General features: G+C 71.6%; 10 protein-coding genes and 1 pseudogene. 3 read left to right on the top strand and 8 right to left on the bottom strand.

Annotated elements, in window-relative coordinates; translation table 11 throughout:
* Positions 1–63: 63 nt before the first annotated feature.
* Positions 64–1,593, bottom strand: a complete 1,530-nt coding sequence (locus ACFVV1_RS04155; RefSeq protein WP_389984173.1) for an MFS transporter — start codon at positions 1,591–1,593, stop codon at positions 64–66.
* A gap of 134 nt (positions 1,594–1,727) precedes the next feature.
* Here ACFVV1_RS04155 and ACFVV1_RS04160 point away from each other — a divergent pair, with 134 nt between their 5' ends.
* A complete protein-coding gene (locus tag ACFVV1_RS04160) occupies positions 1,728–2,597 on the top strand; it encodes an endonuclease/exonuclease/phosphatase family protein (protein ID WP_389984176.1) in 870 nt (289 codons plus the stop codon).
* Between the two features lie 20 nt (positions 2,598–2,617).
* Here ACFVV1_RS04160 and ACFVV1_RS04165 read toward each other — a convergent pair whose 3' ends face one another.
* From ACFVV1_RS04165 to ACFVV1_RS04190, 6 genes are all read right to left on the bottom strand, one after another.
* Positions 2,618–4,798: a glycosyltransferase family 39 protein gene (locus ACFVV1_RS04165; RefSeq protein ID WP_389984179.1), complete on the bottom strand. Its 2,181-nt coding sequence runs from the start codon at positions 4,796–4,798 to the stop codon at positions 2,618–2,620.
* Positions 4,795–6,108, bottom strand: a complete 1,314-nt coding sequence (locus ACFVV1_RS04170; RefSeq protein WP_389984182.1) for a glycosyltransferase — start codon at positions 6,106–6,108, stop codon at positions 4,795–4,797. The genes ACFVV1_RS04165 and ACFVV1_RS04170 overlap by 4 nt, the downstream gene beginning before the upstream one ends.
* A gap of 26 nt (positions 6,109–6,134) precedes the next feature.
* Positions 6,135–7,724, bottom strand: coding sequence for an ATP-binding protein (locus tag ACFVV1_RS04175; protein WP_389984185.1), 1,590 nt, complete (start codon positions 7,722–7,724; stop codon positions 6,135–6,137).
* Positions 7,717–8,457: a response regulator transcription factor gene (locus ACFVV1_RS04180; RefSeq protein ID WP_389984188.1), complete on the bottom strand. Its 741-nt coding sequence runs from the start codon at positions 8,455–8,457 to the stop codon at positions 7,717–7,719. The genes ACFVV1_RS04175 and ACFVV1_RS04180 overlap by 8 nt, the downstream gene beginning before the upstream one ends.
* 111 nt (positions 8,458–8,568) lie before the next feature.
* Positions 8,569–9,447 (bottom strand): amidohydrolase family protein, encoded by an 879-nt coding sequence (locus tag ACFVV1_RS04185; RefSeq protein WP_389984191.1) that lies wholly within the window; start codon positions 9,445–9,447, stop codon positions 8,569–8,571.
* 86 nt (positions 9,448–9,533) lie between these two features.
* The gene (locus tag ACFVV1_RS04190) at positions 9,534–10,415 is read right to left on the bottom strand and encodes a DUF2797 domain-containing protein (protein ID WP_389985113.1); all 882 of its coding nucleotides are present in this window, start codon (positions 10,413–10,415) and stop codon (positions 9,534–9,536) included.
* Between the two features lie 826 nt (positions 10,416–11,241).
* Here ACFVV1_RS04190 and sigJ point away from each other — a divergent pair.
* Positions 11,242–12,186: an RNA polymerase sigma factor SigJ gene (sigJ, locus tag ACFVV1_RS04195; RefSeq protein ID WP_389984194.1), complete on the top strand. Its 945-nt coding sequence runs from the start codon at positions 11,242–11,244 to the stop codon at positions 12,184–12,186.
* A gap of 93 nt (positions 12,187–12,279) precedes the next feature.
* Positions 12,280–13,476 carry an NAD(P)/FAD-dependent oxidoreductase gene (locus ACFVV1_RS04200; RefSeq protein ID WP_389984197.1) on the top strand — a complete coding sequence of 399 codons (1,197 nt, stop codon included), beginning with the start codon at positions 12,280–12,282 and terminating at the stop codon, positions 13,474–13,476.
* A gap of 696 nt (positions 13,477–14,172) precedes the next feature.
* Here ACFVV1_RS04200 and ACFVV1_RS04205 read toward each other — a convergent pair.
* Positions 14,173–14,709: pseudogene (locus tag ACFVV1_RS04205) on the bottom strand (YncE family protein); the annotation flags it as partial.

A 14,709-nucleotide genomic window follows, 5' to 3' on the forward strand; every position in this document is an offset into this window, starting at 1 on the left:
ACCCGGTTGCGTACCTGCGCGGCCGAAGCGGATTCGTACGGTCCGATACGCCCCGCCTCGATGCTATGCCGCCGTCGCGGCCCCGGCCGAGTCCGCCCCGGCGGATTCCGCCCGCTCCGCACGGCGCAGGAGCGCCGCGGCCAGCAGGCCGCCGGCCAGCACCGCCACCGCCCCGACGAGCTGGCTGGTCTCCAGTCCCGAGGTGAAGGCGTCCGTGATCCGCGCCCGCTCGCCGGCATCGGTGGCCGAGGCCAGCGCGGCGGGCAGCGAGGCCGCCCCGACGGCCGCCGGCACGAGCGTCGCGAACCGGGAGTGGAGCACCGCGCCGAGCACGGCGACCCCGAGCCCGTTGCCGAACTCGGCGAGCGTGCCGTTGACCCCGGCGCCCACGCCCGCCTTCTCCGGCGGAATGGCGCTCATGATCGCGTTGGCCATGGCGGGCATGGCGAGCGCGATGCCCGCTCCCATCACGACCAGGCCGAGCAGCATGCCGCCGTAGCCGTTGCCGCCGAGCAGCGCGATCGCGGCGAGTCCGGCGGCCAGCAGGCTCATGCCGGCCGCGATGGTGACCGGCGTGCCCAGCTTGGGCACCAGCCTCGCGCCCAGTCCGGTGAGGTTCAGGGCGACGACGCTCAGCGCCAGCGGAGCCGTACGCAGACCGGCCTCCAGCGGCCCGTAGCCGAGGACGAACTGGAGCTGCTGGGTGAGCAGGAACAGCGAGCCGCCCATCCCGAAGGCGACCAGGATCGCGCCCGCGACCGCGCCGATGAACTTCTGGTTCCGGAAGAAGTGCATGTCCAGCATCGGGTACGGGATGTGCAGCTCCCACAGCACGAACCCGGCCAGTACGGCGACCCCGATGAAGGCGGTCAGCAGCACCCTGCCCGACGCCCAGCCGTGCTCCGGACCGGAGATGATCGCGTACACGACGGACGCCATGCCGATGGTGGAGAGCAGTGCGCCGAGCAGGTCGGGGCGCTCGCTGCTGGAGTTCTTGAACTCCGGGACGAGGCGGGCCACGGCGACCAGGCCGATGACCGCGACCGGGATGTTGATCAGGAAGATCGCGCCCCACCAGAAGTGATCGAGCATCACGCCGCCGATCAGCGGACCGACGGCGAAGCCGAGCGAGCTGACGGTCGACCAGATGCCGATCGCCTTGACCCGCTCGGAGTCGTCGAAGATCTGCACGACGACGGCCAGGGTCGTCGTCAGCAGCAGCGCACCGCCGATACCCATGCCCGCGCGGGCGGCGATCAGTTGCGCGGACGACTGGGCGAGTCCGGCCACCAGCGACCCGATGCCGAACAGGGCGAGCCCCGCGATGAGCATCTTCTTGCGGCCGTAGCGGTCGGCGGAACTGCCGGCCGTGAGCAGCAGACCCGACTGGACCAGCGAATAGGCGCTGATCATCCATTGCACGTCGGCGGTGGAGGCGTCCAGTTCCCGGGTGAGGGAGGGGATCGCCACGTTGAGCACGGTGTTGTCGAGCAGCACGGTGAGCTGGGCGAGGCAGATGACGCCGAGAATCAGCCAGCGTTGCGGGTGGCTCGGCGGCGAGAAGCGGTGCTGCTCGGCGGCGGTCGCCGTCATGCGGACTCCTGATCCTGGTTTCTTATACGGTGTACAGGTGTAAGACGTACACCGTATAGCTCGCCTCGTACGGTCTACAACTCATTTCCGCGCGATACCGTGCTCGCCGCTGATCCGACAAGGGCTGGAGTGGTATGTCACTGCGTCGTCGTACGGTGGTCGTTCTCATCGCAGCGGGCCTCTCGGGGGCCGTCCTCGCGCCTCCCGCATCGGCCGCCGGGCAGGGACCCGCGGTGCCGCTGCGCGTGGTCACGTACAACATCCATGCGGGCGCCGGCATGGACAACGTCTTCGATCTCGACCGGCAGACGGCCGAACTGCGCGCCCTGGACGCCGATGTGATCGGGCTCCAGGAGGTCGACGTCCACTGGGGCACCCGGAGCGAGTGGCGCGATCTGGCGGGTGAACTGGCCGAGCGGCTGCACATGTACGTCTCGTTCGCCCCGATCTACAGCCTCGATCCCGCGGCACCCGGTGCGCCCCGGCGTGAATTCGGGGTCGCGGTGCTGTCCAGGCACCGGATCGTGAGCGCCGAGAACCACGAGATCACCCGGCTCTCCACCCAGGACCCGAACCCGGTACCGGCCCTCGCGCCCGGCTTCGGCGAGGTGGTCCTGCGGGTGAAGGGGCTGCCCGTGCATGTGTATGTGACGCATCTCGACTACCGCGCCGACCCGTCCGTACGGACCGCCCAGGTCGCCGACACCCGCCGGATCATGGCGCAGGACGAGGCGGCGGAGGCCGGGGCGGGGCGGCAGGGGGTGCGGCAGATCCTGCTCGGCGACTTCAACGCGGCACCGGCCGCTCCCGAACTCGCCCCGCTGTGGAAGGAACTGACGGACGTCGAGCCCGGCGGGCCGACGTACCCGGCGCAGGATCCGGTGCAGCGGATCGACTACGTGGCGGTGTCGAAGGATTCCGTACGGGTACGCGACGCGGCGGTGGCCGAGACGCTCGCCTCGGACCACCGCCCGGTTGTCGCGGATCTGCTGCTGCGGCGCTGAGCCGTTGCCCGACCGCTCGTCTACGCGCCGCTCTTCGGCCGGGTCAGGTCGTAGAAAGTGGCGCTGCCGACCGTGACTTCCTCGAAGTTCTCCTCCACCCAGGAGGAGATCCGGGACGCGGTGCCGCTGTTGCCGCCGCCGCCCGTTGCGCCTGTTGCGCCGCCGATGAAATAGTGGATCCTGCCGTCCCCGACGTACTTCTTGAACTGGGAGAGCGTCGGGGACGGGTCGCTTCCGTTGAACCCGCCGATCGCCATCACCGGGTATCCGGTGGCGAGTTGGTAGCTCGCGGCGTTCTGCGAACCGATGGCGGCGGCGGCCCAGGTGTAGTCCCCGGCGTTCTTCTCCAGGAGCTTCCCGGCCTCGGTACCGACGGACGAACCGTTGAGCAGACCGCCCATGCCGCCGACTCCGCCGTCGCCTCCGCCGGGGAAACCGCCCTCGGGCATGCCGCCTGGGGCGGTGCCCGGCGCTGTGCCGGGCATGGCTCCCGGCGGCCGGCCGTTCTGCTGGTCGCCGCCCCGGCCGCCGGTGGGGGGCTGTCCCATGCCGCCGCCCTGTTGACCGTCCTGCCCCGGAGGCCGCATTCCGCCGCCCGTACCGCCACCACCGGGGCCGCCGCCCCGGCCGCCGCCAGGACCGCCCATCGAACTGGCGCCGGACGGGCCGGCCGTGACGATCGAACCCTGGTGTCCGGTGTTCAGCGTGGAGAGGGTGTACGCCGTCGGCCCCGCCAGCGACGCCACGAAGCTCACCATCACGGCCGCGAGCGACAGCCGGCGCCCGAGACGCGCGGCGAGCAGCAGGGCCGCCGCGCCCGCCAGACCTCCGATGAGGACGGCCCAGCGCAGCCACGGCAGGTAGTCCGGGGTGCGCCCCAGCAGGACGTACGACCAGAGCGCCGTCACCGCGACCGTGCCGGCGAGCGCCCCGCGCGCCCACCACCTGGCCCGTTCCTCCCACAGGACCGTGGCGCCCATGCCGACGAGCGCCGCGAGATACGGCGCCAGGGCGACCGTGTAGTACTGGTGGAAGATGCCGGCCATGAAGCTGAAGACGACGGCCGTCATCAGCAGCGAGCCGCCCCAGGCGAGGAACGCCGCACGGGCCGTGTCGGTGCGCCGGGCCCGCCAGGTCAGCCAGACACCCGCGACGAGCAGGATCAGCGCGGCCGGCAGCAGCCAGGAGATCTGGCTGCCGATCTCGGAGTCGAACATCCGGCCGATGCCGGTCTCGCCCCACTGACCGCCGGACCGGCCACCGCCACCGCCTCCTCCGACGCTGCCGGTCTCGTCGCCGTTGATCCGGCCGAGGCCGTTGTAGCCGAAGGTCAGCTCCAGGAAGGAGTTGTTCTGCGAACCGCCGATGTACGGACGCGACGAGGCGGGCCACAGTTCGACGATCGCCACCCACCAGCCGCCCGCGACGGCCATCGCGAGCGCCGAGAGGCCGAGTTGGCCGAACCGCTTGCGTACGGAGACCGGCGCGAACACCGCGTACAGCACGGCCAGCGGCGGCAGGATCAGGAACGCCTGCAGAGTCTTGGACAGGAACGCGAACCCGACCGCGACGCCCGCCCACACCAGCCACTTGGTCCGGCCGTTCTCCATCGCACGCAGCACGCAGTAGACGGTGACGGTCATCAGCAACGCCAGCAGCGCGTCCGGGTTGTTGAAGCGGAACATCAGCGCTGCGACGGGCGTGAGCGCGAACACCGCCATCGCGATCAGCCCGGCGACCGCGTTGAAACGGCGGCGCACGGCCGCGTACAGCACCCCGGCGGTGGCCACCCCCATCAGCACCTGCGGGACCAGGATCGACCACGAACCGAGGCCGAAGACGCGCACCGACAGGGCCATCGGCCAGAGCGTGGCCGGGGGCTTGTCGACCGTGATCGCGTTCGCCGCGTCCAACGAACCGAAGAAGAAGGCCTTCCAGCTCCGGCTGCCCGCCTGGACCGCCGCGGAGTAGAAGGAGTTGGCGTATCCGGAGGCACTGAGGTCCCACACGTACGCGAGCGCGATGACCAGCAGCATGGCGAGGAAGGCGGGCCGCGCCCAGCGCGGGTCCTCGGGCCTCCCGCGCCATATGCGGTGCGCCGAGGGCCTGTCCGGCCGTGCGTGGCCGGTCCCGGAATCCGGTGGCGGCGGCGTCGGCGCGTCCGGCGGGGCCGGAAGGTGGTCGGGAGGCAGCGTGGTCATCGGGCGTTCCCCAGTTCGTGGTGAGTGTCGTCGCCGCGCCCGGCCGAGCGGGCCTCCGCGGCGGCCCGCTCCGGGAAGACCCAGGCGCGGAAGAGCAGGAAGCGCAGCACCGTCGCCGCGAGGTTGGCCGCGATCAGCACGGCGAGCTCCGTGCCGTGCGACGGCGATCCGGACGCCGCTCCCAGCGCGGCCAGCGAGCCGCTCGTCAGGGCCAGACCGATGGCGAAGACGACCAGGCCCTGCGCCTGATGGCGTACGGCTCCGCCCCGGCCGCGTACACCGAAGGTGAGCCTCCGGTTGGCCGCCGTATTGGCGACGGCCGACACCAGCAGCGCGCCGCCGTTGGCGGTCTGCGGGCCGACGCCCAGCCGGAAGAGCGAGTACAGGGCGAGATAGAAGAGCGTGGAGAGCGCGCCGACGACACAGAACCCGACGAGCTGCCGGGCCAGGCCGCCCGGCACCCCACTCAGCGCGCGGTCGCGCGGATCGTCCCCGAAGGGCCGGGCCAGCCGGTCCAGCGGCAGTGCGCCGACCGCCAGCGCCCGCCCCACCCGCCACACGCCTTTCAGGTCCTCGGTCGCCGTCCGCACGATGTGAACGGTGGAGTCGGGGTCGTCGACCCAGTCGACCGGCACCTCGTGGATGCGCAGCCCGGCGCGCTCGGCAAGCACCAGCATCTCGGTGTCGAAGAACCACCCCGTGTCCTCCACCATCGGCAGCAGCCGCTGCGCGACTTCGCGCCGGATGGCCTTGAACCCGCACTGTGCGTCGCTGAACCGGGCGGCCAGCGACGAGCGGAGAATGAGGTTGTAGGCGCGCGAGACGAACTCCCGCTTGGATCCGCGCACCACCCGCGAGCTACGGGCCAGCCGCGAGCCGATCGCCAGGTCCGAGTGGCCCGAGATCAGCGGGGCGACCAGCGGCAGCAGCGCGTTGAGGTCGGTGGAGAGATCGACGTCCATGTACGCCAGGACCGGGGCGTCCGAGTGCGACCAGACGGTACGCAGCGCGCGCCCGCGGCCCTTCTCCTCCAGCCGGTACGACCGCACCCGGGGCAGCGCCGCCGCGAGCCGGGCCGCCACCTGCGGTGTCCGGTCGGTGCTCGCGTTGTCCGCGACGGTGATCCGGAAGGCGTACGGGAAGGTGCGCGCCAGATGGTCGTGCAGGCGCAGCACACACGGTTCGAGGTCCTTCTCCTCGTTGTAGACGGGTACCACCACATCGAGTACGGGTGCACCTGCCGCGTCGGCCGCTCCGGCGAGGAGATGGTCCCGGGCCGGCAGGGCGCTCCAAGGAGTGTCGGTTCGCATGCCGTCGACACTCACCGGCCCCGCTGTCACGCCGATGTGCTGAGCCTGTCCCCCTGCTGTGAGTGCGCCGGGGCGACGGACGCCTGTGACTGCGCCGGGGCGACGGACGCCGCGGGCAGCTGGACGGCGAACACCGTGCGCCCCGGGACCGACGACACCTCCACCCGGCCGCCGTGCGCCGTGACGACGGCCTGCACGATGGCGAGCCCGAGCCCGGTGGAGCCCGCCTGGCGGGAGCGCGAGGCATCGCCGCGCGCAAACCGTTCGAAGACATGCGGCAGCAGCTGGGGTGGAATGCCGGGCCCGTCGTCCTGGACCTCCAGCGTCACCCACGGGTGACCGGCCGCGGCACGCACCCGCACGGTGACGGTGGTGCCGGGCGGGGTGTGCGTACGGGCGTTCGCCAGCAGATTGACCAGCACCTGATGGAGCCGGGGCGGATCACCGTGCACGGTCGCGGGCTCGTCCGGCAGTTCGAGGCGCCAGTGGTGCTCCCCCTGCCCGGCGGCGCGGGCATCGCTCACCGCGTCGACGACGACCGGCGAGAGATCGGTGCTCTCGTGACTGAGCGGGCGTCCGGCATCCAGGCGGGCGAGCAGCAGCAGATCCTCCACCATGCCCGTCATCCGCTCCGCCTCGGACTCGATCCGCCCCAGCGCGTGCCGGGTGTCGGGGCCGGTCTCCTCGCGGCCGCGCCGGGTCAGTTCGGCGTATCCGCGGATCGAGGCCAGCGGGGTGCGCAGTTCGTGGCTGGCGTCCGCGACGAACTGGCGCACCCGCGTCTCGCTCTCCTGGCGCACCTCCAGCGCCGAACCGACGTGGCCCAGCATCCGGTTGAGCGCCGCGCCCACCTGCCCGACCTCGGTCCGCGGATCGGCCTCCGCGTCCGGGACCCGTTCCAGGAGGGCCACCTCGCCGCTGTGCAGCGGGAGTTCGGAGACCCGGGTCGCGGTCGCGGCGACCCGGCGCAGCGGACGCAGCGCGACACCGACCATGGCGGCGCCCGCGATCCCGGCCGCGATCAGACCGGCGCCGGTGACACAGACCTCGACGAGGATCAGGGTGGTGAGGGCGCCGTGCACCTCGGCGGCGGGGATGCCGACGAGGACCGTCGTCCCCTGCGGCCCCGCGACCGCCTGCACCCGGTTGGCGCCGAGCCCGGGCAGATCGATGCTTCGCGCCCCGCCACCGGCGGGCGTGTCCGCCGCGGCCAGGGCTTTCTGCTGGGCGCCGGTCATCGGCTGCCCGCTGTCCTCGGCCCCCGGCCCCGGCGTGGTCGAGCTCTCCGGGACCACCCTCGACCCGGTGACCGAACCGTCCACCAGAACGGCCCCGAAGGCGCCGACGGGCAGCCCGCGCCCGTCGACGAAGGCCAGCGGATCGCCGCCGGGCAGCGCACCGCCGGGCATCAGCCCCCCGCCACCGGGCGGCTTCGCGGCCCGCATGGCGATGGAGCGCAGCTGGTCGTCGAGTTTGCCGTACATGTAGCTGCGGAAGGCGATGGTGGTGACCGAGCCGATGACCGCGGCCACCACGGCGATCAGCGTCACCGCCGAGACCACGAGCCGGGTCCGCAGCGTCCACGGCCCCCGCCGCCGGTACGTGCGCCTATTCACCGGGCTTGATGAGATACCCCGCCCCGCGCCGGGTATGGATCATCGGCGACCGTCCGGCGTCGATCTTCTTGCGCAGATACGAGATATACAGCTCGACGACGTTCGCCTGCCCGCCGAAGTCGTAGTTCCACACCCGGTCGAGGATCTGCGCCTTGCTCAGCACCCGCCGCGGATTGCGCATCAGGAAGCGCAGCAGCTCGAACTCGGTCGCGGTGAGGTGGATGGACGTACCGCCCCGGCTGACCTCGTGGCTGTCCTCGTCCAGCGCCAGATCGCCGACGACGAGCGTCGACTCGCTGCGTACGGCCGCCGTACCGGACCGCCGGATCAGCCCGCGCAGCCGCGCCACGACCTCCTCCAGGCTGAACGGCTTGGTGACGTAGTCGTCGCCGCCCGCCGTGAGCCCCGCGATCCGGTCCTCCACCGCGTCGCGCGCGGTCAGGAACAGCACGGGGACCTCGGACAGCTCCCGCCGCAGCCTGCCGAGCACGGCGAACCCGTCCGTGTCGGGCAGCATCACATCGAGGATCACCACGTCGGGCCGGAAGTCGCGCGCCATCCGGACGGCACCGGCCCCGTCCCCGGCGCTGCGCACCTCCCAGCCCTCGTAACGCAGCGTCATGGAGAGCAGCTCGGCGAGCGGAGCCTCGTCGTCCACCACCAGCACGCGGACGGGGGTGCGGTCCGCCCTCAGCAGTTCGGTACGCCCCTGGGGCGAGGTCGTCGTCGTCATGGCCCCACCCTGTGAGGCTCCTCTGAGAGGGCTCTTTCCCAATTCTGTGAATTCCCTGAGAAAAATGGCCCTCCGCCGTCCTCCACCGACCGTCGGCGCCCTCCAACCCCTTCAGCGCACGTCGAACAACGCGCTCGCGTTGCCGTGACAGACCGCCCGCAGCCAGTCGTCCCCCAACTCCAGCCGCTCCAGGGCGTGCAGCTGATGCGCGTACGGATGCGGGATGTTCGGAAAGTCCGTGCCCAGCAGAATCCGGTCCCCGAGCGCCGCGAGCCGCCCCCGCTCGGCCACCGGGAACGGCATGAAGTCCTCCAAGAAGTCCGTGAACGCCATCGTCGTATCGAGCCGTACCTCCGGGTACGTCTCCGCCAGCTCCATGAACTCCGCGTACTCCGGCATCCCCATGTGCGCCACGATCAGCCGCAGCCGCGGATGCCGGGCGAGCAGCCGGCCGACCGGTTCGGGCCCCGTGTGCTTGCCGGGCGCCGGCCCCGATCCGCAGTGCATCACCACCGGCACCCCGGCCTCCGCGAGCAGCCCCCACACCGGCTCCAGCAGCGGGTCGTTGGCGTCGTACGCGCCCACCTGGACGTGCGACTTGAAGACCCGCGCCCCCGCCTCCACCGCCTCGCGCACGTACCGCTCCACGCCCTCCTCCGGGAAGAACGTCGCGGTGTGCAGGCAGTCCGGCACCCGGTGCGCGAAGTCGGCCGCCCAGCCGTTCAGCCAGGCCGCCATCCCCGCCTTGTGCGGGTAGAGCATCGAGGTGAACCGGAGCACGCCGAACGAGCGCAGCAGCGCGAGGCGTTCGTCCTCGTCGTGCCGGTACTCGATCGGCCACTCCATCCCGGTCAGCGGCCCCGCGGAGTCGAAGTACGCCCAGACCTTGCGCAGCACCCGATCCGGCATGAAGTGCGTATGGACATCGATGATCCCGGGCAGCCCCAGCCGTTCCCGGAACCGCACGACGTCGTCTGCGTCACCACTCATCACGCGCCCCTTTCACCGCCCGGCCCCGACGATTCCCACGTCCGCCCCGACGATTCCGGCCCTCCGGCCCTCCGGCCCCGACGATCTCAGAACAGCCCGCCCTGAACGCCGCCGCCCCCGATGTCGGTCACCGGAACGCCCACCCCGGCCCGCGCGTCGGCGCCCGCCAGTTCCCATCCGGTCATCAGCCGGGTGTCCAGCACCACGACCCCGTGCGTCACCGTCTCCACATGCAGATCGGGCCCGGCCGCCGCCACCAGCCGCCCCGCGACCACACCCCCGTCCACCAACTCGGTGACCGCCCACGCCACCTCGACCGCGCCGTCCAGCCCGAACACCCCGGCGTGATCGACCGCCTCGAACGGCAGCCGCTCCAACGACTCCGGCCACCCGGCCCCCTCCAGCGCCGCAGCCCGCGCGTAGAGCTCCGCCACCTCGGCCCGCCGCTCCGCCGCCCCCGGCAGCGCCGCGCGCACGGCCCGCTTCCTGGCGTACGGAATCCGGTCCGGCACCCCGAGCGCCGACCGCAGCAGCTCCTCGGTCCGCCGCGCCGCCATCAACGGCCCCCGCCCCAGCCAGCTGAACACCACGGCCCCCTGCTCCCGCAGCCGCGCCGCCTCCCGCTCCTCGGCGGTGATCCCGACCTTCACCATCCCCGGCCCGAACCAGGCGAGATACACGCGGTACGTCCGAGGGTCGTCGGCGATCGTGTCGGCGGCCACCGAATGCGCCCTGTCCAGCCGCGCACACTCCGGACACCGCGCCCCCGTGCTCCGCCCCGCCACCACGGCCCCCACCGGACACGCGTTCCCGCGCGCCCCGACACAGTGCCGCCGCCCCACCGCCCGGAACCCGAGCTCCGTCCCGTACGCCGGCGCACTCACCCGCGCGGCCCCGCCCCGCCGCCACCCCAGGACGGGCACCCCCTGCGCATCCGGCCACCGCAGCCCGGTGCACTGCCACCCCATGCACCCCATGCGTGAACTCCCGGATTCCGATTCAGGCGGAGGAAAGGCCAAGAGGCCCCCGGACGACGGCGATTCCGAGGGCCTCTTGCCACTGTCCACTCGGCAGGATTCGAACCTGCAACCTTCTGATCCGTAGCTTTGGCGAGATCGGTCAGCAACGACCATTCCGGCCGCTACGAGGCCCTGGAATGACGGTAGCGGACGGGGCGGTCGGGGCGGTCGGGGGTGGTTGCGGTACGGCTCTGCTGGACGCCTACGGCAACTCGGTGGTCCTGCCGCTCCGGCGAGACCTCCCGCGACAGATCACCCAGAGGCTGAGCAGAACCAACAGCGCTCCGCCGATCGGCCAGCCCACGGATCCGCCGTCTCGGTAGTCCCTGATGCCCCCCGCAAGAAGAAGGGCGGACGGGACCAGTCCTGCCCAGTCGAGGGCGCCGCTCAGTCTCGTGGCAATCGAAGACTCGTTCACAGCGTGATCCTGGCAGGCGCTTGCGCCCTCCACCGGATACGCCTTCCGGATTGATCGCCAACGGGGTTGATCATCAGCTCCTCGTGCCGTAGTTGCCGTCAGGATTGCCGTCACTTACGGATCAACTACGGCTGTCCTCCCGCGCGGTGAGGAGGCCGCCACCGAGGGCGGATCGGTCCACCGCCTCCCCAAGGAGGGCCCGACCTGAGCGCCCAGTCGCCGCCACACGCGAATGGGCCCCGAGATCGACTCGATCACCGCGATCCACTGCGTCCCGGAAGTCGAACAGCACCGGTCGAGTGGCGCAGGGCCGCAGCCCGAGGTCGGTCGCACGCTGTGAGAGCTAGGATCCGGGCCATGGCTCTGACCGTGAACCACATGGACCGGTTCGAGGCCTCCATGCCCCGCCTGGAGGCCATCGCCTACCGCCTCCTCGGCTCCGCGAGCGATGCCGAGGACGCCGTGCAGGACACGTTCCTGCGCTGGCAGGCCGCCGACATCGACCGCATCGAGGTCCCCGAGGCCTGGCTGACGAAGGTCCTCACCAACCTGTGCCTCAACCAGCTCACCTCGGCCCGTGCCCGGCGCGAGACCTATGTGGGCCAATGGCTGCCCGAGCCGCTGCTCGCCGGGGACCCGATGCTCGGTCCGGCCGACACCGCCGAGCAGCGCGAATCGGTCTCGTACGCGGTCCTCGCCCTCATGGAGCGCCTCTCCCCCGACGAGCGGGTGGTGTATGTGCTGCGCGAGGCCTTCGACTACCCGCACCGGAAGATCGCGGAGATCCTGGACATCACCGAGGCCGCCGGCCAGCAGCTCTTCCACCGCGCCAAGAAGCACGTCGCGGACGGCAGGGCCCGCACCGAGATCGACGAGGCCGCCGCCCGGCGGATCGTCGAGGAGTTCCTCGCGGCCGCCACCAGCGGCCGGACCGAGCCGCTCGTGCGGCTGCTCACCGAGGACGCCGTCTCGGTCGGCGACGGCGGCGGGAAGGTCCCGGCCCGTGCCAAGGCGTTCGAGGGCGCCCTCGCGGTCGCGAAGTTCATGCGGGGCCTGTTCAAACCCGGCAAGGCAAAGCGCGCCATCGCCGGCGGCTCCCCCGAGGTCTACGCCACGACCGCCAACGGCGCCCCCGCCGTCGTGGCGGTCGTCGACGGCCGGGTCATCGGCATCATGTGCCTGGAGGTCACCGCCGAGGGCATCGCCGCGTTCCGCAACCAGGTCAACCCCGACAAACTCGAACGCGCGACCCAGCGGTGGGCGGGCACCGACCACGGGGAACCTCTGCTCCACGCCTTCTGACCCCGATGTGAGGTGCTTCACATCGCGTTCCTGTCAGGAAACGGCGGGCTGCCCGGTTCAAGTGGCGAACCCGCGCGAGACAGGAGCCAGGAAATGCAGCACCGCATCGTCGTCATCGGAGCCGGATACACCGGAGCCATCGCCGCCGGGCGCCTCGCCAAGCGGCTGCGCCGGGAGGACGTCGCCATCACCCTCGTCAACGCCGAGCCCGACTTCGTCGAGCGCGTCCGGATGCACCAGCTGGCGGTCGGCCAGGACCTCAAACCCCGGCCCTTCAGCGAGATGTTCGCAGGCACCGGCGTCGAACTGAAGCTCGCGAAGGTCACCGGCGTCGACGTCGACCGCAAGACCGTCGCCGTCATCGACGCGAACGGCGCCGCGGAACTGGAGTACGACAGCCTCGTGTACGCCCTCGGCAGCGGCTGGAACACCCAAGGCGTCCCCGGCACCGCCGAGCACGCCCACGAGGTCGCCGGCCGCCCCGGAGCGCTCCGGCTGCGCGAGCGCCTGGCCGGCCTGGACGCCGGACAGCCCGTGGTCGTCGTCGGCGGCGGCCTCACCGGCCTGGAGGCCGCGACCGAGATCGCCGAGTCCCGCCCGGACCTCGACATCGCCCTCGCCGCCCGCGGCGGGCTCGGCGACTGGCTCTCGCCCAAAGGCCGCCGGCACCTGCGGAGGGTCTTCGACAGGCTCGGCATCACCGTGCACGAGCACACCGCCGTCACCGGCGTGGAGGCCGACCGCGTCGCCACCGCCGACGGCAAGTCCGTCCCGGCCGCGGTCACCGTGTGGACCACCGGCTTCGCGGTCCACCCGATCGCGAAGGCCACCGCTCTGGAGATCACCGGCACAGGCCAGATCGTGGTCGACGGGACCATGCGCTCGGTCTCGCACCCGGACGTGTACGCCATCGGCGACGCGGCCATGGTGATGGGCCCCGGCGACAAGCCGCTGCGGATGTCGTGCGCCTCGGGCACCCCGACCGCATGGCAGGCCGCCGACGCCATCGCGGCACGCCTGACCGGCGGGAAGCTCCCGAACGCGCCGCTCCGCTACTTCAACCAGTGCATCTCACTGGGCCGCAAGGAAGGCGTGATCCAGTACGTCACCGCCGACGACCGCGCCGTCCGGGCGGCCCTGACCGGACGGCTCGCCGCCGTCTACAAGGAGCTGGTCTGCAAAGGCGCGGCCTGGGGCGTCGCCAACCCGACGCTCGGGATGCCGACCCGGCGCCGCCGCGTCGTGCAGGAGCGGGCCCGGGCGGGCTCGGCCGTCAAGGCATCGGCCTGACCCGGCCGGGCTTCTGCGTGCCCTGGACGACAACTCGGGCCGCGGCCCGAACAGGTGAGCGAAGCAGGTGAAGCAGCGCAGGTCGGCCGCCCCGGCCACGGGGCCTCAGGCACTCGCGAAGGGTCACCGCGGATTCCGGCTCGCCAAGTCGGACCGGGCGCTCGCCCTGGCCGCCCGGCCTCGACCCACTTTTTCTCCACGGCCCGTCAAAGACTTCCGTCAACGCAAAAGCCAGGGGCCTACAGGATTTCTCCTGAAGGCCCCTGGCCTGCTGTGCACTCGGCAGGATTCGAACCTGCAACCTTCTGATCCGTAGGCGCGTGCAGCACCATCACGGACCGTTCGCCTGCTGGGATCTGTTGGTCCGTCCGCCGCTTACGGGCCCGCCGCCGTGCGTGGTTGTACGCCTCTGTTGATGTCAGTTATTGATGTCACGCAATTGGCCCCGGACCTGCGGCTTCGCCCGTGAAGTCGTAACCTGCCGGATCAGCCGGACGCCAGATCCGGCCCGCCAACGACAGACAGGTCTTGAAAACGGTCGTGCGCGAGCCACCCTGGGTTCAAAGCCCCCACCCACCGCGCCGGTGAATGGCCCCTGACCGGACGAGACGGTCAGGGGGCTGTGTTGTTGCGCGGATGGGGCACGGGCAGCTTCTGATCCGTAGCTCTAGCCGGATCTCATCAAGGGGAGTCGCCCTACCAGTGGTCGTGGTGATCGCAGTGCTTGTCGTGCTGGTGACGCTTGATCTTGGTGGGGTCGGTGGCGGTGTGGGTGGTGGTGTCGCCGCCTCCGGTGACGGTGGCGGTGTTGGTGACGGTGCTGGAGGCCTTGCAGGAGACGTCCACCTTGAGGGTGATGGGTGGGTAGCTGCTCCCTGAGGGGAGGACGTCGCTGCGGGTACAGGTGAGGGTGGATCGGCTGCAGGCCCATCCAGTGCCGCTGAGCGAGACGGGGGTGAGTCCCTTGGGCAAGGTTTCGGTCAGAGTGACGGTGGTGCCGTCGGTCGGGCCGGTGCCACTGTTGGTGACCGTGATGCTGTAGGTGCCCCTCTTGCCCTGCCCGAACGCGCCGCTGTGGGTCTTGCTGATCGCCAGCGTGGGCGGGCAGGCGCCGGTGATGGCCGTGGGATCGGTGGCGGTGTGGGTGGTGGTGTCGCCGCCTCCGGTGACGGTGGCGGTGTTGGTGACGGTGCTGGAGGCCGTACAGGCGACGTTGACCGCGAGGGTGAGCGC

Origin of the sequence: Streptomyces sp. NPDC058092 (genome assembly GCF_042884935.1) — a bacterium.
Classification (GTDB): Bacteria; Actinomycetota; Actinomycetes; order Streptomycetales; family Streptomycetaceae; genus Streptomyces.